15 protein-coding genes and 1 other RNA gene are annotated in these 20,661 nt (G+C 72.4%); 7 read left to right on the forward strand and 9 right to left on the reverse strand.

All coding sequences use genetic code 11. The features are described 5' to 3' along the window. Position 1: 1 nt before the first annotated feature. The 8 genes from KBO27_RS18925 to cobC all read right to left on the reverse strand — a co-directional run bounded on the left by KBO27_RS18925 (position 2) and on the right by cobC (position 8,710). On the reverse strand, positions 2-2,893 hold the full coding sequence (locus tag KBO27_RS18925) for an ATP-binding protein (RefSeq protein ID WP_372448862.1): 2,892 nt from the start codon (positions 2,891-2,893) through the stop codon (positions 2-4). Next, positions 2,868-3,413 carry a hypothetical protein gene (locus KBO27_RS18930; RefSeq protein ID WP_132677069.1) on the reverse strand — a complete coding sequence of 182 codons (546 nt, stop codon included), beginning with the start codon at positions 3,411-3,413 and terminating at the stop codon, positions 2,868-2,870. Before KBO27_RS18930 ends, KBO27_RS18925 begins: the two co-directional genes overlap by 26 nt. A 6-nt stretch (positions 3,414-3,419) precedes the next feature. Further along, on the reverse strand, positions 3,420-3,710 hold the full coding sequence (locus KBO27_RS18935; protein WP_132626116.1) for a hypothetical protein: 291 nt from the start codon (positions 3,708-3,710) through the stop codon (positions 3,420-3,422). 823 nt (positions 3,711-4,533) lie between these two features. Next, positions 4,534-4,924, reverse strand: an RNA gene (rnpB, locus tag KBO27_RS18940) — RNase P RNA component class A. A gap of 55 nt (positions 4,925-4,979) precedes the next feature. Further along, positions 4,980-6,089 carry a bifunctional RNase H/acid phosphatase gene (locus KBO27_RS18945; protein ID WP_210971258.1) on the reverse strand — a complete coding sequence of 370 codons (1,110 nt, stop codon included), beginning with the start codon at positions 6,087-6,089 and terminating at the stop codon, positions 4,980-4,982. Continuing rightward, positions 6,086-6,811: a zinc ribbon domain-containing protein gene (locus tag KBO27_RS18950; protein WP_210971259.1), complete on the reverse strand. Its 726-nt coding sequence runs from the start codon at positions 6,809-6,811 to the stop codon at positions 6,086-6,088. The genes KBO27_RS18945 and KBO27_RS18950 overlap by 4 nt, the downstream gene beginning before the upstream one ends. After that, the gene (locus KBO27_RS18955) at positions 6,808-7,671 is read right to left on the reverse strand and encodes a Nif3-like dinuclear metal center hexameric protein (protein WP_307870486.1); all 864 of its coding nucleotides are present in this window, start codon (positions 7,669-7,671) and stop codon (positions 6,808-6,810) included. Before KBO27_RS18955 ends, KBO27_RS18950 begins: the two co-directional genes overlap by 4 nt. Continuing rightward, complete coding sequence (cobC, locus tag KBO27_RS18960) at positions 7,664-8,710, reverse strand: Rv2231c family histidinol phosphate aminotransferase CobC (protein ID WP_210971261.1); 1,047 nt, start codon at positions 8,708-8,710, stop codon at positions 7,664-7,666. Before cobC ends, KBO27_RS18955 begins: the two co-directional genes overlap by 8 nt. A gap of 277 nt (positions 8,711-8,987) precedes the next feature. On the opposite strand from cobC, the gene KBO27_RS18965 reads away from it, so the two are divergent. From KBO27_RS18965 to KBO27_RS18975, 3 genes are read left to right on the forward strand one after another with little or no spacing between them, the layout of a single operon-like run. Further along, entirely contained in the window at positions 8,988-9,443 is a 456-nt protein-coding gene (locus KBO27_RS18965; RefSeq protein WP_210971262.1) for a low molecular weight protein-tyrosine-phosphatase, read from the forward strand. Beyond that, complete coding sequence (locus KBO27_RS18970; RefSeq protein WP_210971465.1) at positions 9,443-10,312, forward strand: fructosamine kinase family protein; 870 nt, start codon at positions 9,443-9,445, stop codon at positions 10,310-10,312. Before KBO27_RS18965 ends, KBO27_RS18970 begins: the two co-directional genes overlap by 1 nt. A 47-nt stretch (positions 10,313-10,359) precedes the next feature. Beyond that, entirely contained in the window at positions 10,360-11,292 is a 933-nt protein-coding gene (locus KBO27_RS18975) for an SURF1 family cytochrome oxidase biogenesis protein (protein WP_210971263.1), read from the forward strand. Positions 11,293-11,344: 52 nt separating this feature from the next. On the opposite strand, the gene KBO27_RS18980 is transcribed toward KBO27_RS18975, so the two are convergent. Continuing rightward, complete coding sequence (locus KBO27_RS18980; protein ID WP_210971264.1) at positions 11,345-12,280, reverse strand: cobalamin biosynthesis protein; 936 nt, start codon at positions 12,278-12,280, stop codon at positions 11,345-11,347. A gap of 139 nt (positions 12,281-12,419) precedes the next feature. On the opposite strand from KBO27_RS18980, the gene KBO27_RS18985 reads away from it, so the two are divergent. The 4 genes from KBO27_RS18985 to KBO27_RS19000 are packed head-to-tail and all read left to right on the forward strand — an operon-like array spanning position 12,420 to position 20,623. Beyond that, positions 12,420-14,066, forward strand: a complete 1,647-nt coding sequence (locus KBO27_RS18985; protein ID WP_210971265.1) for a TIGR02677 family protein — start codon at positions 12,420-12,422, stop codon at positions 14,064-14,066. Next, positions 14,063-15,262 (forward strand): TIGR02678 family protein, encoded by a 1,200-nt coding sequence (locus tag KBO27_RS18990; RefSeq protein WP_210971266.1) that lies wholly within the window; start codon positions 14,063-14,065, stop codon positions 15,260-15,262. Before KBO27_RS18985 ends, KBO27_RS18990 begins: the two co-directional genes overlap by 4 nt. Further along, on the forward strand, positions 15,259-19,377 hold the full coding sequence (locus KBO27_RS18995; RefSeq protein WP_210971267.1) for a TIGR02680 family protein: 4,119 nt from the start codon (positions 15,259-15,261) through the stop codon (positions 19,375-19,377). The genes KBO27_RS18990 and KBO27_RS18995 overlap by 4 nt, the downstream gene beginning before the upstream one ends. 34 nt (positions 19,378-19,411) lie before the next feature. Then, the gene (locus tag KBO27_RS19000) at positions 19,412-20,623 is read left to right on the forward strand and encodes a DUF2399 domain-containing protein (RefSeq protein ID WP_210971268.1); all 1,212 of its coding nucleotides are present in this window, start codon (positions 19,412-19,414) and stop codon (positions 20,621-20,623) included. Positions 20,624-20,661 lie beyond the last annotated feature (38 nt).

Genomic DNA, 20,661 nt, shown 5'->3' on the forward strand with positions numbered 1-20,661 from the left:
CTCACCTCGCGTCGTCCCCACCCCGCTCGCCCGGCCGGCGGGTCGAGCTCTCGGTGCCGTCATCGAAACCGATGCCGACGCTTTCGAGTTCAAACTCGTCGAACGATTCGAAATCGTCCCCGTAGTCGTCCTCCGCCGGGTTCAGCGCGGACGTGCTGGAGTCGGAGTTCACGCCGTCGCCGTCCGGTGCCGGGCTCAGCGCCCGCGGTTCGGCGTCGGGTTCGGAAGCCGGTGTGGTGTCCAGGGAATCGCGCAGGTGCTCCAGGTGCGGGCCGGAGAAGTCGATGCGGATCTTCTCCACGCCGCCCGCGCCGTCGCCGAAGATGAACTGGCGCGGCGCGCGGTCCCGCTGGGTGGCGTTGCGCGCCGGTCCGGGACGGCGTCCCAGCGCGGAGACGACCTGCTCGTAACCGGCGTCGACCGGCACCTTGAGCAGCCGCAGCGCGTCGGCCTGGGCGCTCTCGTCGTCGAGCCGGCCGATGAACACCGAGTCCAGCAGCGACACGAAGCCCTGGATGCGCAGGAAGTCGGCCGGGATCTGGCTGGACAGCAGCACTCGCACGTTCCACTTCCGCGAGTCTCGCGCGAAGCGGTTCATCAGGACTCGACCGGTCGGCACCTCGGAGAGGAAGAACGCCTCGTCGATCCAGACGCCCTTGCGCTCGCCCTTGGGCCGCTCGTAGATCGACCGCTGGGTCAGCCAGGCCGCCAGGTTCAGCATCTCCACGCCGAGGGCTTCGGCGTCGGTCCAGTGCTCGCGGCCGACGCCGTCCTTGGGCAGCGTCAGACCGGCCATGGTCAGCACCGTCAGCCGGTCGTCGCGGGTCTCGGAGTACGGGTCGGCGTTGCTCTCCGGGATGAGCAGTGCCATCCGCTCCCGGATCTCGTCGAGGAAGTCGGCGACGACCACCGCGTGCTCGTGGTGCTCGCTGGCGTCTCGGCGCAGCGCCTCGAAGACCATGCCCGGGTGCGCATCGACGCGTCCGCCGACGGCGCGGACCGCGCGCAGCAGCACGATCCGGGTCTGCGGCAGCTTCGCGACCTCGTAGGGCAGCAGGCCGGTGAGCACGTCGAGCACCAGGCGGCGCCGGGTCGCGGCGGCCAGCGCGCGCTCGCGCCGCCAGCCGCGCTCCGGGTCCTCCTCGTCGACGAAGTGCTCCAGCTCCGGTTCGGCGACCACCCGGTACGGGTTGAGGATGCCGGGTTGGGCGTTGAGCAGGTTGATGTTGCGCGCGTAGGGCTTGAGCTCCGGCAGGTTGCACAGCTCGGAGAGCGGCCCGGACGGGTCCAGCAGCGTCCAGTGCGCGCCGGCCCGCAGCGTCTTGTAGACGATGCCGCCGCCGAGGAAGGACTTGCCGCCACCGAGCCCGGCGACCATCGCCGTCAGACCGGAGGCGTCGCGGACCTCCTGCGCCATCCACGGGTCCCAGGCGACGGGACGCCGGGTGGCGGTGCAGGTCTCGCCGAGCAGGATGCCGCGCCGGTCACCGACCTCGGCCGTGGCCTGCGGCACCGCGGAAGCCGCCCACACCACCGAACCGCGCCGCAGGTAGGCGGTGTTGGCCAGCGGCTCGCCCGGGATGAACTCGCGCGCCATCGCGTACTGCGCCTCGGGGTGCTCGATGGCGACCTTCGGCTTGTACAGGTCGAGGATCTGCTGGGCCAGCCGCAGCGCGTCGCGCTCGGTGGGGCCGGACACCGACATCCGCCACCAGGACTTGACCCGGGTGGCCAGGGCGGTGAAACCGGAGGTCATCTCGTCGTCGATCTCCAGCACCCGGCCCGCCTGGCGGGCCAGCGAGGTCGGCGGCTCCAGGCCGTGCTCCTCGGTGTAGTGCCGGACCTGGGAGCGGACCTTGTTCATCTGCCGCTGGAGCTCGCCGCCGACGTCCTCGGGACGCCGCACGTAGATCCGCGCCGACCACTCCACCGGAGCGGGCAGCCGGTCGGAGTGCTGCATCCACGGGTCGTCGATCTCCGGGATCTGCAGGCCGTGCGTCTGACCCACGGTGAGCACCGCGACGTGCCGGGTGACACCGGCGTTGGAGCCGGTCCGGCCGCGCACGGTCACCGTCGGCGAGTACGGGTCCTGGTGCATGTCGGAGGCGTCGGTGAACGACGCGAGGTCCTCGGGTTCCCACGGCGCTCCGGGCACCGCGGGCAGGTTGCGCGGAGCCGGCAGGCCCAGCGAGCAGGACCGGTGCATCAGCCAGGAGATCTCCTCGGCGGTCACCGGGCGGCCGTCCAGCCCGGCGGAGCCGATCACCTGGTCCAGGTGCTCGATCTCGCTGTCGAGCGCGACGAGCTCGGCGTCGACGGCTTCCGGGAAGACCTTGTGCAGCAGCGGGGCGGCGCGTTCCACCGCGCGGTCCACGACGTTGCGGGTCTGCACCTGGACACCCAGGTAGACCTCCTTCTCCGCCATGGACCGGCCCATCAGCTGCTGCTGCTCGCCGACCATGTAGTCGTCGAAGGACAGCGCGCCGTCGGCGTCGGGAAGGGGGTTGCGCGCGTTGTGCACGTGCGCCTCGGCCCACATCCGGATCGGGTACGGCCGGTTGGTCACCCGCAGGTGCAGCCAGCGCCCTTGCAGTTCCGCGTACTGGCCCGCGATGGCCGCGACGAGGTCCTGGCGCTGCGAATCCGAGCGGAAGGACCAGCGCTGCGGGGAGAGCCGGTACCAGGCGAAGACGTCCTGGCCCGTTCGCAGCAGGTGCCCGTCGATGGTGCGCGCGGCGATCGACGGGGTGTAGGTCGGGATGGACTGCTCATCACCCAGACCTCGTGCGCGCTTGCGCGGCTTGCCGTTGCCCTTGGCACCGCGGATCTTGCCGCTGGAGCCGCGGGGTACCTGCTGCGGCTGCTGCTCACCGCCTCGACGGCGACCGAACACCGCGAACCTCCTTGCTACGCGTGCGCCTGCTTCCGACCTGCTGCCCGGTCCGGGTGGAGCGCGGCTGCGCCTGCCGGGCTTGTTGCCTTCTGGCCTGCGACTGTCGTGGGGCCTGCCCCTGCCGCTGCTGTCCGCGGCGGGAGCGCTTGTTCTTGGGCACGGGACGACGCCGCCGGACCCGGACCCGGGCGGCGCTCGCCGCCCCGCCGGTGGACTGCGACTTCTCGCGGGGTGCCGTCAGCTCGCGCATCCACATCTGCATCACCGCGCCGAGCGGGCGTTCGTGCCCGATCTTGGCGCAGATGAGCCTGGTCAACGCCACCGTGATGACCAGGGCCCACGCCGTGGAGAAGAACCCGAAGCCGATGTTCATCCGGCGTTCGATGGCCAGCACCAGCAGGAACACCACCGTGCCGACGCCCCACGCCACGTAGCGCGCACGCCAGGGGAAGGTCGCCTTCGGCGGGCCGAGCCAGACGGCGTCTACCCGGTAAACCTCGTCATCGGTGCGTATCCGCACTGGACATCACCCGTTGGTGCTGAAGAGCTGTGCGATGAAGGTGCCGATGTCGATTCCCGCGTTGGTGACCGCGATGCCGACGATGGCCAGGGCGACGAGCACACCACCGACGCGGCGCATCACGCCGGCGTTGTCGCCCTTGCCGCCACCGAGCCACAGCAGCAGGATCGCCACCGTGAGCAGCAGCAGCGGTAGCACGTTGTTCAGGATCCAACCGCGGATGCCGTCGGTGCCCAGTTGTGTCTGCTGAGCGAGTACGTCCAGGTGCGCCAGTGTTTCCAGCGGCATGGCGGTCATCTCTTTACCCCTGAGTACGCGGAGTGTCTGCGGGCCGGTACCTCAACGCGTGGCGGTGATCCGCAACGCGCAGATACGAGTAGAACATGACATGGTCACCAGAAGTAGTGGTTGCGAGCTCGGGTGTGGCGGGTTACAGCGCGACGGCGAAACGGACATCACGCGGTGAATAGGCCATTCGAGCAAGCCCCCACGGGCTGGTCATCGCGGAATAGGCGCCCGTTCGGCCGGTTTCGAGCCTGATCCTCGTGGCTGTTCACCCGCTTGCGAGCCCCTTCGTAACGCACCGTGAACGTTCCGGTGGTCCAGTGGATTTCCGCACATCGCGCCAGGAAGCACCCGACTGGATCACTCGACGTGATCGCCGAACCCGAAAGAACGAGGTGATCTTGACGCGCAGGAATCAGGGTAACGGCACCCGCACGAAGAGTTCCCCCCAGGGCATGGGTTGCGACCCGTAGCCCACAAGCACGAAAACCGCTGCGACAAACGGACCAACGCCGTCCGACGGGCACCGAGGTGCTTCCCCGACACCCCGCAACCAACCACCGTCAGGCAAGCGACGAAGGTGCTTCCTCAGTGCCCCACCAGAGCAACCGGCACCGCCGCGGGTTCTCAGACGTCTTCTGGGGAGGACAGCCGAAGCGCTGTGTTCGGCATACATGAGTCTCGGATCCCGGAGCCAGAAAGCGTCTGAGGTTCCGCTGCCCGCACCGCCACGCACGAAGACCACAGAGCAGTTGATCAGTACGATCGAGCCACCCGGGTCTGACGCGCCCGAGCCGAACGCACCCCGAGCGCGAGGACGAAACTCGAGAGAATGCGGAAGAGACGGTCTGTAAGCCGGATTCTGTTCCCGGTGGTCTCACGACCAGCCGTTCGGTGACCATCTATCTAGGCCCGCCGTCGCCGACGAGCTCGTGCGGCCTACCCGCGAACCTCGGGCGAGCAACCCTCGAACGTCCGCGCAGGCGTCGGAACGCCCATCTTGGCCTTGCTCCAGGTGGGGTTTACCTAGCCACCTCGGTCACCCGAGGTGCTGGTGGTCTCTTACACCACCGTTTCACCCTTACCCGGCGCGAGCGCCGGGCGGTCTGCTTTCTGTGGCACTGTCCCGCGGGTTTCCCCGGGTTGCCGTTGGCAACCACCCTGCTCTGTGGAGTCCGGACTTTCCTCGACGGGTCGTGACCCGCCGCGGTCACCCGACCGACTCTTCCGCACCGGCGATTTTACCGCCGTGCCCGCTCCTCGTTCCGGCCAGCCCGGGGTTCAGGCCCAGTGGGAGATGTCGTTGACCAGCCGCACCGAGGCGTTGCCGTCCGGGTAGAACTCCACGATGGACAGCGACGCCAGGTCCAGGTGCAGGCGGTAGAAGACCTCGGGTCCGACGTCCAGGCCCATGCGCAGCAGGGACTTGATCGGGGTGACGTGGCTGACGACGATGATCGTCTTGCCGGCGTAGCGCTCGACGAGGTCGTCGCGGGCGGTGGTGACCCGCTGGTGGACGGCCGCGAGGCTCTCGCCTCCGGGCGGCACGACGGCGGGATCGCCGATCCACTTCCGGTGCAGGTCGGGGTAAGCGTCGGCGGCTTCGAGGAAGGTCAGGCCCTCCCACTCGCCGAAGTCGGTCTCGATCAGGCCGTCGTGGAGCTCCAGTTCACCGCCGGTGGCGTCGGCGACGGCCTGCGCGCTCTGGCGGGTCCGGGTGAGCGGTGAGGCGATGATGGGGGCGGTGCCGTCGGGGGTGACGACGCCGTCCATGGCGGCGAGGCGCTTGGCGGCGGCGCGGACCTGCCGCTCCCCCAGCTCGGTCAGCTCGACGTCGCCGCGACCGGAATAGCGCTTGTCGACCGACATGGCGGTCTGGCCGTGCCGCAGCAGCAGCATCTTGGTGGGTGCGCCCTGCAGGTTCTGCCAGCCGGACGGGCGGGTGCGCGCCGAGGCGCTCTCGGTCTCGGTGACCTGCCCGGTTTCGACGGTGTTGCCGTCCATCGCGTCGTTGGCGAGCTTGTCGGCCGCGGAGTTCTCGGCGCGCGGGATCCACTCGTAGTCGACCCGCTCGAAGTCGGCGGCGAGCTCGCGCGCGACGGCGTGCAGCGGCTGGAGGTTGGCGTGCTTGACCTTCCAGCGCCCGGCCATCTGCTCGATGACCAGCTTGGAGTCCATCCGCACCGACACCTGCGCGGCGCCGAGCTCGCCGGCGGCGCGGAGTCCGGCGATCAGCCCCTGGTACTCGGCGACGTTGTTGGTGGTCTCGCCGAGTCCGATGGCGCGTTCGGCGAGGACGGCGCGGGTGTCGGCGTCGAGCACGACCGCGCCGCAGCCGGCGGGGCCGGGGTTGCCGCGCGATCCGCCGTCGGCCTCGACGACGACTCTCACTTGTTCTCCCGGACCATGATCGCGCCGCACTCCTCGCAGCGGACCACGTCGTCGGCGGCGGCTTCGCGGACCTCGTTGAGGGCGTGCCGGTCGAGTTCGATGCGGCAGGCCCCGCAGCGGGCGCCCTGCAGCAGTCCGACGCCGATCCCGCGCTGGGCGCGGACCCGCTCGTAGAGGGCCACGAGGTCGTCCGGCAGGGACTTGGTGATGAGGTCGCGCTCGTTCTGCCTGCGGGTCTCGGCGACCTCGAGCTCGTTGAGCGCCTCGTCGCGGCGGGACTGGATGTCGCCGAGCCGCTGCTCGGCTTCGCTGACGGCCTCGCGGGACTTGGTCACGTTGGTCTCCAGCGCTTCGCGCTGCTCCATGACCTCCAGCTGCTCGTCCTCGAGCACGGCCTGCCTGCGGGCGAGGGTCTGCAGCTCGTGCTCCAGCTCCTCCTGCTGCTTGGCGGGTCCGCCCGCGGCCATCAGGTCGCGGTCGCGGGTCTCGCGCTTGCGGACGTTGTCGACCTCGGTCTCCAGCCGCTTGACCTCGCGGTCGAGGTCGTTGAACGCGGTCTGGGCGACCACGAGCTCGTCGCGCTTGGTCTGGACCTCCCGCTCGGCGGCACCGATCTGCTCGAGTTCCGGCAACGTGCGCCTGCGGTGCGCGACGCGGTTGATCTCCGCGTCGGCATCCGCGAGATCGAGCAGCCGTCGTTGTACGGCGGGGTCGGCTTTCACGCGAGCGCCCTCCCTGGGTCTGGTGTCGCACCGGCGTGCACGGTCCACGGGTCGGTGCGTCGGGTGGATACGAGGACTTCGACTGTATCCGGCAGCGCGGCGGACACGAGGTCCGCGGCCTGCTGGCACCAGGGCCATTCGCTGGCCCAGTGCGCCACGTCGACCAGGGCCGGCACCGAGGTGCCGGGCACGTCGGCCTGGGCGAGGTGCTCGCCCGCGGGGTGGTGGCGCAGGTCTGCGGTGACGTAGGCGTCGACCCCGGCTTCGGCGGCGGTGGTCAGGAACGAGTCGCCGGCTCCGCCGCAGACGGCGACGCGGCGGATCTCGCGGTCCGGATCACCGGCTCCGCGCACGCCCCACGCGGTGGTGGGCAGGCCGTCGGCGACGCGGCGGACGAAGGCGCGGAACGGTTCGGGCCGAGCGAGTTCGCCGATGCGGCCCAGCCCGGTGTCGGCGCCGGGTGCGGTGGGCACCAGCGGGCGCGTCGCGGTCAGGCCGAGCGCACCGGCCAGCGCGTCGGACACGCCGGGGTTGGCCTTGTCGGCGTTGGTGTGGGCGCAGTAGAGGCCGATGCCGGAGCGGATCAGCCGGTGCACCACGCGTCCCTTGTGGTCGTCGGCCGGGACGCCGTGCACGCCGCGCAGCAGCAGCGGGTGGTGCGAGATCAGCAGCTGCGCGCCGAAGTCGATGGCCTCGTCGACCGTGGCCTCGATCGGGTCGACGCAGAACAGCACGCGCTGCACCACCGAGTCGGGGTCCCCGCAGACCAGGCCGACGGCGTCCCAGTCCTCGGCCAGCCCGGTGGGGTACGCCTTCTCCAGCGCGCCGATCACGTCCCGAATACGCACCGTGTCACCCACGTTCCACAACATCTCGAAAAGCCTTGACCAACAACGAGTTCTGCTCCGGCGCGCGCACCGCGACCCGGAGGTGATCGGTGTCGAGACCGGGGAAGGTGTCTCCCCGGCGCACCGCGACACCGCGGTCCCGCAGCGCTTCCCGCACCTCCTGCCCGCCCGGCACCCGCAGCAGCAGGAACGGTGCCTCGGCCGTGCGCACCACGTCGACGCCGGGCAGGTCGGCGAGCTCGGCGAGCAGCCCGGCCCGGTGCTCGGTGAACTCGGCGGCCGCGCGCTGCGATTCGTCGATCGCGTGCGGTTCGCAGCAGGCGCGCACCGCGGTGAGCACCAGCGAGTTGACCGGCCAGTGAGGACGGTTCCGGCCGAGCTCGGCGAGCAGTTCCGGGGCGCCGAGCGCGTAACCGGCGCGCAGGCCGGGCAGACCCCACATCTTGGTGAGGCTGCGCAGCACCAGCAGTCCCGGATCGGCGAGGTGCGCGAGGGATTCGCGTTCGCCGGGCACGGTGTCGATGAACGCCTCGTCGACGACCACGACCCGGCCGGGCCGCAGCAGTTTCCGGATCTCGTCGGCCGGGTGCAGCACCGAGGTCGGATTGGTGGGGTTGCCGAGCACGACCATGTCCGCCTCGTCGGGGACCTGGTCGGCGTGCAGCCGGTAGCCGTCGGCGGGGTCGAGGACGACGCGCTCGACCTCGACGCCGGCGTTGCGCAGGGCCAGATCGGGTTCGGTGAACGAGGGGTGGATCAGCGCGGCCAGCTTCGGGCGCAGCGCGGGCAGCAGCGCGAACCCCTCGGCGGCTCCGGCCAGCACCACGACCTCGTCGGGGTGCCGGTCGTGCCTGGTGGCGACGGCTCGGCGGGCGGCTTCGTCGGCTGCCGCCGAGGGGTAGGAGCCGAGGTCGTCGAGGGCTTCGGCGAGGCGGGCGCGCAGCCACTCCGGTGGCCGCTCCAGCCGCACGTTGACGGCGAAGTCGGCGAGTCCGCGCGCCGCGTCCACATCGCCGTGGTGGCGCAGCAGTTCTCGATCGTCGCCGCTCATCGGGGGCAGTTTAAACGTCCACGTCGGAACGCTTCAGAGGCCGCCTCGAACTGCGTGCAAGCGGCGTAGCCGCGAGATGTGAAGACCACTCTCGCAACTGGCACCGCCGCGGGTTCTCAGCGGTTCTCTGTGGAGGACGCCGCGACGCCGATGTCCACCCTGGGGTAAGCGGAAGACATCAGGAGTGGCGCCCGGACCCAGAGGACTGCTGAGGTTCCGCCACCCGCACCGCCACGCAAGGCGAGTCCAGACGAAGGGGCATCCGTACCCTCGGGGCGTGCATGTGTCTTTTATCTGTACGGGCAACATCTGCCGGTCGCCGATGGCGGCGCTGATCTTCGCCGAGGAACTGCGCCGGGCCGGGCTGGACTCGCGGGTCGAGGTCTCCAGCGCGGGCACCGGTCCGTGGCACGTCGGCGAGCCCGCCGATCCGCGCACCGAGAAGGTGCTGGCCTCCCACGACTACCCCACCGACCACGTCGCCGCGCAGATCGACGAGCGGCACCTGGGCGCCGACCTGCTGGTGGCGATGGACGAGGGGCACCTGCGCGCGGTGCGCAGGCTGGCCGGTGATCCGGACCGGGTGCGGCTGCTGCGCTCCTTCGACCCGGACGCGGACGGGACCGAGGTGCCCGATCCTTACTACGGCGGGCCGAACGGGTTCGACGACGTGCTGGCGATGGTGGAGGCGGCGATGCCGGGACTGATGGCGTGGGTGCGGGAGCGGCTGTGATCGCCGACGAGGTCTCCCGGATCACCGGGCGCGGCGTCGCCGAGACCCGGCGGCTGTCGGGCGGGGACACCGCGGCGGCGTTCGCGGTGCGCCTCGACGACGGCACCGAGGTGTTCGCCAAGTCGGCCTCGCCGTCGATGCCCGGCGCGGCCGAGGCCGAGGCGGCCTCGCTGCGGTGGCTCGCCGAGCCCGGTGCCGTCGCCGTGCCCGAGGTCTTCGGCGACGGCGCGAACTGCCTGGTCACCGAGCACGTCCCCGCCTCGTCACCGACGGCGCGGGCGGCCGAGGAGCTGGGACGGGGTCTGGCCCGGTTGCACGCCTCCGGGGCTCCGGCGTTCGGGAGCCCGCCTCCGGGCGGCCCCGCCGACGCCTGGATCGGGCTGGCGCCGATGCGCAACGACCCCGAGGACGACTGGCCGACCTTCTACGCCCGGCACCGCGTCCAGCCCTACGTCCGCCGCGCGGTCGACGAGGGGGCGCTGGACTCGGAGTCGGCGACGGTGCTGGACCAGGTCTGCGAGGACATCACCGAGCTCGCCGGTCCGGCCGAGCCGCCGTCGCGGCTGCACGGGGACCTGTGGAGCGGGAACGTGCACTGGGGCTCCGAGCGGGCCTGGCTGGTCGACCCCGCGGCGCACGGCGGTCACCGCGAGACGGACCTGGCGATGCTGCACCTGTTCGGCTGCCCGCACCTGGAGCGCATCGTCGCCGCCTACGAGGAGGTCAGTCCGCTGGCCGACGGGTGGCGCGACCGGATCGCGCTGCACCAGCTGTTCCCGCTGCTGGTCCACGCGGTGCTCTTCGGCTCGGGCTACGGCGGTCAGGCCGCCCGGTCCGCCCGGCGCGCGCTGGCGTCGCGGTCACACTGAGACGGGGTCTCAGACTCTCCCCTGGCGGGGCCGCCTACCGTGTGGGTGTGCGTCTCAAGTTCTTGCTGCGGCCCGGGTGGCTGGGTGCGATCGCGCTGGTGGTGGTGTTCGCCGCGTTGTGCTTCACAACGCTCGCGCCGTGGCAGTTCGGGCGCAGCGAGGAAACCGAGATCCGCAACAAGGCCATCGCGGAGTCCTTCCACGCCTCGCCGAAGCCGCTGAACGAGGTGCTGCCCGCAGGTCGCGCGCCCGACGTCACCACCGAGTGGTCGCAGGTGCTGCTGACCGGCCAGTACCTGCACCCGGCCGAGACGCTGGCCTGGCAGCGCACGGTGCTCGGCGAGCCCGCGTTCGAGGTGCTCACGCCGTTCCGGCTGGACGACGGGACGACGGTGCTGGTCGATCGGGGCTTCGTGCGCCCGGTCAACGGCACCCAGGCGCCCGACTACGCCGCCGCTCCCTCTGGTCCGGTGACGATCACGGCGCGGATCCGCGCCGACGAGACCGACAGCAAGCAGCGTCCGCTGTTCGACCACGACGGCCACCGCTGGGCCTACGCGGTCAACGCCGGGACGATCTCCGAGGGCACGGGCGTCCCGCTGCGCCCGGGCTACGTCGCGCTCGCCGAGGGCCAGCCGGGCGTGCTCGGCGCGCTGCCGCTGCCCCGGCTGGAGTCGGGGCCGTACTTCTCCTACGCCCTGCAGTGGATCGCCTTCGGCATCATGGCGATCGTCGCCATCGGCTACCTCATCTACACCGAGCTGAGGCCCGAGGCGGCCCCGGCGTGGCGCCGCGACGCCGACGAGGAAGCCGGCGGCGGTTCCGAGTCCGGTTCGCCCGCGCGCTCCCGCGACGGCGGGTCGCGCTACGCGGGATCGCACACCTCGACCCGGAAGCGCCGCCGCAAGCTCTCGGTGGCCGAGGCCATCGCGGAGGAAGAGCGCCGCGAGACCGAATCCCTCGACAAGCCCACCGACTGATCGCTGCCACCGGCACGTCGAGGCGTGCGACCACGCGCCAGGATGCGGTGGGTCAGCGGTGGCGGAGGACTGCTGCGGTGGCCGCGACGGCTCCGGTGACCGTGCCGATCAGGCGGGAGAGCTCGACGCTGCGCGTCACGTCGCCGGCGTCGGCCGTGCGGCCCTCGCCCATGATCGGGCGCTGCTCGGTGACGTAACCGTAGATCGTGCGCCCGCCGAGGCGGATCTCCAGGGCACCGGCGAAGGCCGCCTCGATCTGCCCCGCGTTCGGGCTCGGGTGGGCCGCCGCGTCGCGCCGCCAGGTGCGCCAGGCACCGCTGCCGGACCCGCCGACGACGGGTGCGCACACCGCGGTGAGCGCGGCGGCGAAGCGGGACGGCAGCAGGTTCAGCAGGTCGTCCAGCCGGGCCGATGCCCACCCGAACTCGCGGTAGCGCGGTGATCGGTGACCGACCATCGCGTCGAGCGTGTTGGCCGCGCGGTAGGCCATGAGCCCCGGAATCCCGGCGACGGCTCCCCACACCAGCGGCGCCACGACGGCGTCCGAGGTGTTCTCGGCGATGGACTCGACGGTGGCGCGGGCCAGGCCCTGCCCGTCGAGGACGGCGGCGTCGCGCCCGCAGAGGTTGCCGAGCCGGTCGCGCGCGGCGTCGATCTCACCGGCGTCGAGCAGCCGCGCCATGGCGGTCCCCTCGTCGGCCAGCGACGTGCCGCCCAGCACCGCCCAGGTCACCACCCCGGTCGCGGCCGCCTCCAGCACGGGGCTGCGGCGGGCGGCGCGCTGCACCAGGGCTCCGAGCACGGCGGTGCCGCCGACGAGCACGCCGGTGTAGACGATGCCCGAGGAACGGCGGTCCTGGTAGAGCGCCTTCTCCGCGGTCTGCGCCGCGCGTCCGAACAGCGCGACCGGATGTCCGCGCCGGGGGTCGCCCAACGCCGCGTCCGCCGCCACGCCGAGCAGCAGCCCGACCGCTCGTCCCGCGCTCACCGGCACCTCCAGCACCCGAAGGAAAGGATCTCGACCACCTCGAAAAGCAGCACCGCACGCTACCCCGCGAGCGGCTGTGACCGATCACTGCATCCCAGGTGACCGGCTGTGTCCGGGCGACGGGATATCGTGGCGGACCGTGACGGCCCCTGATCACGAAGCCGATGTGCTGCGCGCCGGTGTCGCGGGAAACGCGACCGACGTGCCGCCGCCTGCTGCCGAGACGCCGCTGGACGACGCCCAGCGCCTGCAGCTGTTCGTCTACCTGCAGGCCCCGGAGCACCGCACCTACCTGGCGATCATGCGGCTGTTCACCTCGACGCTGCTGGCGGACCTGTCGGCCGGTGAGGTAGCCGCCGCGCTGGCCGCGGCCGAGCGCGAGGGCCGGGTCGCCGCCGGCGAGTCCGATGTGGACACCGTGATCGACCGGCTCAAGCAGCTCGTCAAGTGGGGCAACCTGGTCGTCGGCCGCCGGGAGACGATCGCCTCCAGCATCGCCGAGTTCCAGCACGGCAGCGTCCGGTACCAGGTCAGCAAGCTCGCCGTCCGCGTCCAGCGGGACGTCGACGCGCTGCTGCGGGTGCCCGAAGGCGCCCGCGAGGTCTCCCGCGAGCTGCTGCCCGCGATCGACCGGGGTCTGGCCGGCATCGGCAAGGCCCTGTCGGACGCGCTGGCCGCCGAGCGCCACGACCCGAGCACCAAACCCGCGCGGCAGGCCCGCGAGCGGCTGGCGGAGCAGGTCACCACGGTGTTCCTGCAGCACGCCGAGCTCGCCGCCACGGTCCGCGACTTCTACGCGTACCTCGGCCAGGTCGTCACCCGCCACCAGCTCGCGCCCGACGAGATCTCCGGGTTCCGGAACCTGCTGGTCGAGTACATCCAGATGGTCGTGGAGGACGTGCTGCGGCACACCGAGACCATCGCCGGTTCGCTGGCCGGGCTGACCGGCGTGCGCGGCGAGCTGCTGCGGCTGCTCGGCCCCGCCGACCAGCTGGGCACCGACGTCGAGCGGGCGCGCGGGCGCACCCCGGCCGACTGGCAGGAGCTGACGGACTGGTTCGTCGACGCCCCCGGCCGCCCCAGCCAGGTCGCCGCGCTGCGCGAGGCGACCGCGCGCGCCATCGGTTCGCTGCTGGCCAGCGTCAAGCGGGCCACCTCCGGCGGCGGCCTGGTTCCCGGCAGGCGCGGCGAGCTGCTGAAGCTGGCGAAGTGGTTCGACCGCGCCGACGAGAGCACCTCGCACCGGCTCTACGCGGCGGCGTTCGGCCTGCACTCCGCGCGGCACCTGCAGCCCGCCCCGGACTACGACTCCGACAACGACAAGGTGCCGTGGCGCGACGGCCCGGTGCAGGACGTGACGGTCAGCGTCCGCAGCCGCGGCGACCGCGGCGCGCGCGGCCGCACCTCGCGGGTGCTCGACGACCCGATGACCGAGGAAACGCTGCTGCAGCAGGCCCGCCAGGCCGATCAGCAGCGCAGCGCGGCGGTGGCCGAGCTCGCCGAGGCCGGTGCCCGCGTCGGCGAGCGGACGCTGTCACCGGACGCGCTGGGCGTGCTGTGCGAGCTGCTGACGCTGGCGATGGCGCAGCGCGACGACTCCGACGACAAGGGCACGGCGCTGGACCCGGTGCACCGGCTGCGCGTGACCATCCGCCCCGAACCCGGTCAGGACACCCGGATCAGCAGCGCCGCAGGCGAGTTGACGCTGCGCGACACGGTCCTGGAACTGGCCGGTGACGGCGGACTGCCCGATCCCGAGGCACCTGCCCGAGGAGCCGCCCGATGATCTCGACGTTCGAAGAGCTCCCCGACATCGACGCGGCGAACGTGGTGCGCTGCGCCCGAGTGCTGCTGCGCAGGCCGCTGCTGCGGGCCGACGGCCCCGACGGCGACCTGCTGCCGATGATCTACCGCCAGCGGACCGCGCTGCAGGACGTCTTCTCCGGGCTGCTGGGCTACCGGCTGGTGGTGGAGCGCCGATTCGCGCGGCTGTACAAGTCGGGTCCGGGCGAGGACGCCGGGCGCGGCGTGGAGTCGCTGAGCCCGCGCGGCTACGCCTACTTCGCGCTCACCCTGGCCGCGCTGACCGGCATCGGCCGCCAGGTGCTGCTGTCGCGGCTGGTCAGCGACGTGCGCGCGGCGGCGTCCGAAGCCGGCATCGAGATCGCCGACGACCCGGCCGACCGGCGCGCGCTGACCGCCGCGCTCCGGCACCTGGTCGCGCTGGGCGTGATCACCGAGACCGAGGGCTCGGTGACCGCCGAGTCCACCGCCGAGGCGCTGATCACCATCGACACCGACATGCTCGGCCAGCTGGTAGCCGGGCCGCTGGCGGAGGCGAGCGACCCGCAGCAGCTGGTGGAGCTGGCCTCGGCGGCGGGCCCGCGCCGGACCGAGCACGCGGTGCGGCGCAAGCTGATCGAGGACCCGGTGGTGCTCTACGCGGACCTGCCGCCGGAGCAGGCGACCTGGCTGCGCGAGCACGTCATCAACGAATCCCGCCTGCTGGAGCGGTTCTTCGGCCTGGTCGGCGAGGCCCGCGCCGAGGGCGTCGTGGTGTGCGATCCGGAGGACTACCTCACCGACCTCGCCTTCCCCGGCCCCGGCACGGTGGCGCGCATCGCGCTGCTGGCCCTGCCGGAGCTGCTGGACCGGGGCGAGCCGGACTCGGCGGGCAGGCATCCGGTGGGCTGGCAGGACTTCGCCGACGTCTGCCAGGACCTGGTCGAGGCGTACCCGTCGGCGTGGTCGCGGGCGGCCACCGAGGACCACCAGGACCTGGTGCGCTCGGTCATCGACCTGCTGGGCAGGCTCGGCCTGCTGCGCGAGTCCGAGGGATCGTGGCTGCTCAGCCCGGCGGCGCACCGCTGGCTCCCGCAGCCGGACGCGACACCGGCGCAGCAGCAGCGCGAATCCGAACCACCTGCGCCCGAAGCACCGGGCTGGTCATTGTTCGACGAGATGGAAGAGGCGGCCCGTTGAGCGCACACAACACCGAAGCGGCCGTTGCGGAGACCGCCAACCGGTGGCGACTGCACCGCGGCGGGATCGTCAACATCTGGCAGTACGCCGAGACGACGTTCGACCTCGACGGCGGGCGCGCGATCTTCCAGGGCACCAACGGTTCCGGCAAGTCCCGGACCCTGGAGCTGCTGCTGCCGCTGTGCCTCGACGGCGACCTGCGGCAGCTGGGTTCCAAGGGCTTCGACACGGTCAGCATCCGGCGGCTGATGCTCGACGAGTACCCGGGGGGACCCAACCGCATCGGCTACGCCTGGATCGAGCTGCGCCGCGAAACCCCCGAGGGCGGCGAGGAATTCCTCACCTGCGGGCTCGGCGTGAAGGCGTCGAAGACGTCGCAGTCGATCAGCGACTCGTGGCGGTTCATCACCAGCCGCCGGGTCGGCATCAACCTGCACCTGGTGGGCGCGGACCGGGTTCCGCTGGGCGCCGCTCAGCTGCGGGAGCTGCTGGGCGCGGACTGCGTGCTCGACGACCAGTCGTTCCGCGCGAAGGTCGCGGCCACGGTCTACGGCGTTCCGGCCGCCCGCTACGGCGATCTGCTGCACCTGCAGCGCACGCTGCGCAACCCCGACGTGGGTCTGAAGGTGCTGGAAGGGCAGCTGGAGCAGATCCTGTCCGACGCGCTGCCGCCGCTGGACGCGGGCCTGATCGAGCGGCTGGCGACCTCGTTCGACGACCTGGAGTCGATCCGCGAGAACATCGTCCGGCTCACCGGCGCGGACAAGGCGCTGACGGCGTTCCTGTCGACCTACTCCGGTTACGCGTTCGGCGCGCTGCGCGACCGCGCGGAGGCCATGCGCACCGCGCAGCAGAAGCTGGCGTCGCTGCGCAAGGAGCTCGCGAGCCTGGACAAGCAGTTCACCGGCAAGCGCGAGGACCGGGAGACCGCGCAGCGCACCATCGCCGAGCTGGAGCAGCGCGAGAGCGAGCTGGAGTCGAGCATCGACGCGCTGCGCTCCCACCCGGCCTACTCGGAGCTGCAGAACCTGCGCGACCGGGAGAAGCTCGTCGAGAGCTCGCGCGCCGCAGCGGTTTCCGCGCTCGACACGGCGACCCGGCACCGGGCGCAGGAGACGCGGTCGGCGGAGTCGGTCCTGGGCGTGCTGCGCAGGCTCGTCGGTGACGCCGAGGCCGCCGGGCAGGCCGCGACCCGCGCCGGGCAGCAGCTGGGCACCGCGGGGTTGGGCGGCGCGGGCGTGCCGCAACCACCGCCGGTTCCGGCCGCCGAGCTGGTCTCCGAGTCCGATTCCGTGCGCACCTCACCGGAACCGGACGCCGAACCGACCGATGTGGACCGCTACCAGCCGCCGCAGCTGGACGCCGACGCGCTGGCGGCCCAGTTCCGCGCCGTGGTGGGAAGTTCCGCGCAAGCCGCCACCGAGGCCCGGGAGCGCGCCGCGCTGACGCTCGCGCTGCACCAGCAGGCCCGCGAGCTCGACGCCGAGCAGGCGCAGGTGGCCGAGCTCCAGCGCAACGCCCGGCAGTCGCAGCTGACCTCGACCGAGGCCGCCGGCCGCCGCAACCAGGCGCAGCAGGAGCTCGCCGACGCCGCCGCGGTGTGGGTGGAGCTGGCCCGCAAGTGGGCCACCGAGTGGCCCGCCGCGTCCGAGGAACCGGCGCCGGAACCGCCGAACGTGGAGGACCTGATCAACGACCGGGCCGCCAGCCGCAAGGCCCGCGAGCAGGCCCGGCAGTGGGCGCGCCCCCAGCTGCACGAGGCGCGGCGCGCGGTGTCGGCGGTGGAGCAGGAGATCACCGAGCTGCGCGCCGAGAACCGCATGCGCGAGGGCGAACTCGCCGAGCTGCGCGCCGGTCACGAGCGCCGCCCGGAGCTGCCCGTCTGGGCCGAGGGCGAGCGCGATCCGTCGCAGGGCCGGGCCTTCTACGAGCTGGTCGACTTCGCCCCGTCGCTGAGCGACGCCGACCGCGCGGGCCTGGAGGCCGCGTTGCAGTCCAGCGGGCTGCTCAACGCCTGGGTCACCGCCGACGGTCAGGTGCCCGGTCTCGCCGACCTGCTGGCGGCCCCGGCGGCTCCGGTCGATCCCACGACCGGGGGGACGCTCGCGGCGCTGCTCTCCCCCGCCGCCGTGGCGGATTCGCCGGTGCCCCGCGAGCGGGTCGCCGGGCTGCTGGCGACGGTGTCGACCGGCGGTGGCACGGGACTGTCGGTGTCCACCGACGGTTCCTGGAAGGCCGGTGTCCTGAGCGGGACGTGGCGCAAGGACGCCGCCGAGTACGTCGGTGCCGGTGCGCGGGAGGACGCCCGGTCCCGCCGGATCGCCGAGCTGGAGGACGAGCTGGCCCGGTTGCGCGAGGCGATCGGCGAGGCCGAGCGGCGCCAGCGCGAGACCGGCGAGCACGCCGCCGCGCTGGAGCAGCACCTGGAGGTCTTCCCCGACGACGGCGAGCTGCTGACCGCGCAGGCGAAGCTGACGACCGCGATCGAGACCGCGGAGGACGCCGAACGCCAGGTCGTGCAGCTGCGCGAGCAGCACCTGGAGATCGAGCAGCGCTGGCAGGCCTCGCAGTCCGAGCTGGTCCGCTCTGCCGGTGAGGCCGGGCTGCCCGCCGAGACGCAGGCGCTCGACGCGGCGCACCGGGCGGCCGTGGAGGCGCGTTCGGGCATCGACGCGCTGCGCGAGGCCATCGAGTCGCGCTGCCTGCCGACGCTGGCCGACCTGCGCGAGATCTCGCTGCACCACGACGTCGCCGTGGCCGACCGGATGGAGGCCGAGTCGCAGGCCGAGCGCCGGTGCGCCGAATACGCCGAGCAGGCGGGCGGTCTCACCGAGCTGACCTCGGCGGTCGGCGGCGCGGCGCAGGAAGTCGCCGACAAGGTCAGCGGTTTCGAGCGCGAGCGGGCCGAGCTGCGCGAGCGGCTGCCGCAGGAGCGCGAGCGGATCAGCACCCTGCGCGAGGCCGCGGCCCGGCTGGAAACGCAGCTGGAGAACAAGCAGGCGCAGCTGGCCGGACGCGAGCAGGACGCCGAGTCGGCGACCACCGCTTTCCGCCAGGCGCTGGGCATCCCGGGCCTGTGGACCGCGGCCGACGTCGCCGAGGAGGTGCCCGGCGAGCCGGAGGAGGCCGCGGAGCTGCTGGCCGGTTCCGACCGCAAGGGCTCGACGGAATCGACGGTGCTCAACCGGTTGCAGACCCTGCAGCACTCGCTCAGCGGCAACTACGACATCACCGCCTCCGACCAGCACGGCCTGCTCACCGTGACCGTCACCGGCGAGGAGGGCCCGCAGCCGGTCGCCGAGGCCGCGCGCCGGGTGTCCGAGCGGCTCGGCGAGCAGCGCGGTTACCTCAACGAGCGCTACCAGTCGATCTTCGCGGACTACCTGATCCGGGACCTGGCGGAGCGGTTGCGCGGGCAGATGACCATCGCCGAGGACCTGTGCAACCGCATGAACGAGGTCCTCGACGGCGCCCGGTCCAGCCAGGGCGTGCACGTCCAGCTGGACTGGCAGCCGTCGGCGGCGCTGGGCGACGACATCAAGCAGGCCATCGATCTGGTGCGCACGCCGTTCGCGAACCGCAGCGATGACCAGGACGCGTTGCTGCGCCGGGTGTTCACCGACCTCATCGAGTCGGAGCGCGACAGCGCCTCCGGCGGCTACGCGGAGATCCTGTCGCGGGCGCTGGACTACCGGTCGTGGTTCGCCTTCACGGTGCGGGTGCGCGACACGGGACCGGACAGCAAGCCCCGCGTCCGCCGCCTGCGGCAGCTGTCCTCCGGCGAGACCCGGCTGATCTCGTACGTGACGCTGTTCGCGGCCGCGGCGGCGTTCTACGACGCGGTCAGCGTGGCCTCGGACGGGCGCGGTCCGCTGCGCCTGGTGCTGCTGGACGAGGCGTTCGAGCGGCTCGACGACCCGACGATCGCGCGGATGCTGGGCCTGCTGGTGGATCTGGACATGGACTGGCTGATCACCTGGCCCAGCGGCTGGGGCGTGTCGCCGAAGATCCCGAAGATGCACATCTACGACGTGCTGCGCCCGCGCAGCGGCCACGGCATCGCGACCACGCACACCACCTGGACGGGCACGGACCTGCAGCGTCCGAACGCCTGACCGGGAAATCGATCGGAGGTTCGCCGTGGCGGGCATGGACGAGGTCAGGGACGCGCTCGACGTCGCGGAGTTGCAGGGCCTGTGGGCGGCTGCGCGGGAGGCGATGGCGGGGTCGAAGCCGACGTTCCGGCTGGAGCTGCCCGACGATGCCACCCGCGCGGCGGTCGGCGAGCTCTACGGGCGCCCGATGTGGGGCGAGGGCACCCGGATCAGCGTGTCCAAACTGGACGAAGCGCTGCGGAACCGGTTCGGCGTCGGGCTCTCCCAGGTGATCGAGGCGCTGCACGGCTCGGTCGCGGTGGCCGAGCCCGCGCCGGAGACGGCCGACGAGCTGCTGCCGGTGCTCGACGAGCACGGGCTCGCGGGCGCGTCCTGGGCGGTGCCGTGGTTGCGGTGGGTGCGGCAGTACGGGCGGATCGCCGAGTCCGAGCTGACCGGCATCACGCACGCCGCCGCCCGGGTGCTGACGGCGATGTCGCTGACCGAACCGCCGCGCTCCTGGACCTCGCGGGCGGCGCTGGCGGGGCGGACCGGGTTCCCGCACTCGCTGGACGACGGGACCGCGCTGAGCAGGGTCGTGCTCAAGGCCGCCGCCCTGGCGCAGGGCATCGACCCTCCCGGCAACGAACGCGACCGCAGGGCCCTCTGGGAGCGCTGCGGCGTCGCTCCCGACGCCGTGTCGTCCACGGTGCTGACCTGGGCGCTGCCGGTCTTCGGCGACGACGCCTGGTCGGCGGGCGTCCGCACCCGCACCGAACTGGGACTGCCGGTGCACCTGACGCACCTGGACCTGGACGCCGCCCCGGCCAGCCTGGTCGCGGACGGGACGGCGATCGCGGTCTGCGAGCACCCCCGCGTCCTGGAGGCGGCCGTCCGGGAGGGCCTGCGCCACCCGGTGATCTGCCTGTCGGGCCTGCCCTCGACGACGGCCCGCGAACTGCTCGACCGGTTGTCCGGCGACGGCGCCGTCCTGCACGTGCACACCGACTTCGACTGGCCGGGCATCGCCGCCGCCCTCACGGCCCAACGCCACGGCGCCATCCCGTGGCGCATGTCCGGCGACGACTACCGCGCGGCCCTCGACCGAGCGGCCCAGGACCGCATGGACCTCCCGAACCTCATCGGCAGCCCCGTCCCCACACCGTGGGACCCGCAGCTCGCCGACCTCATGTCCACCACGTCCAGGGCCATCGAGGAGGAGCAGACCCTCCAGCCCCTCCTCACCGACCTCCGCAACGGCCTCTGACCCGGCCGATTCGAAATTCGCGCGAAATTCGAACGCCA

The organism is Saccharopolyspora endophytica (assembly GCF_018070075.1).
Taxonomy (GTDB): Bacteria; Actinomycetota; Actinomycetes; order Mycobacteriales; family Pseudonocardiaceae; genus Saccharopolyspora; species Saccharopolyspora endophytica.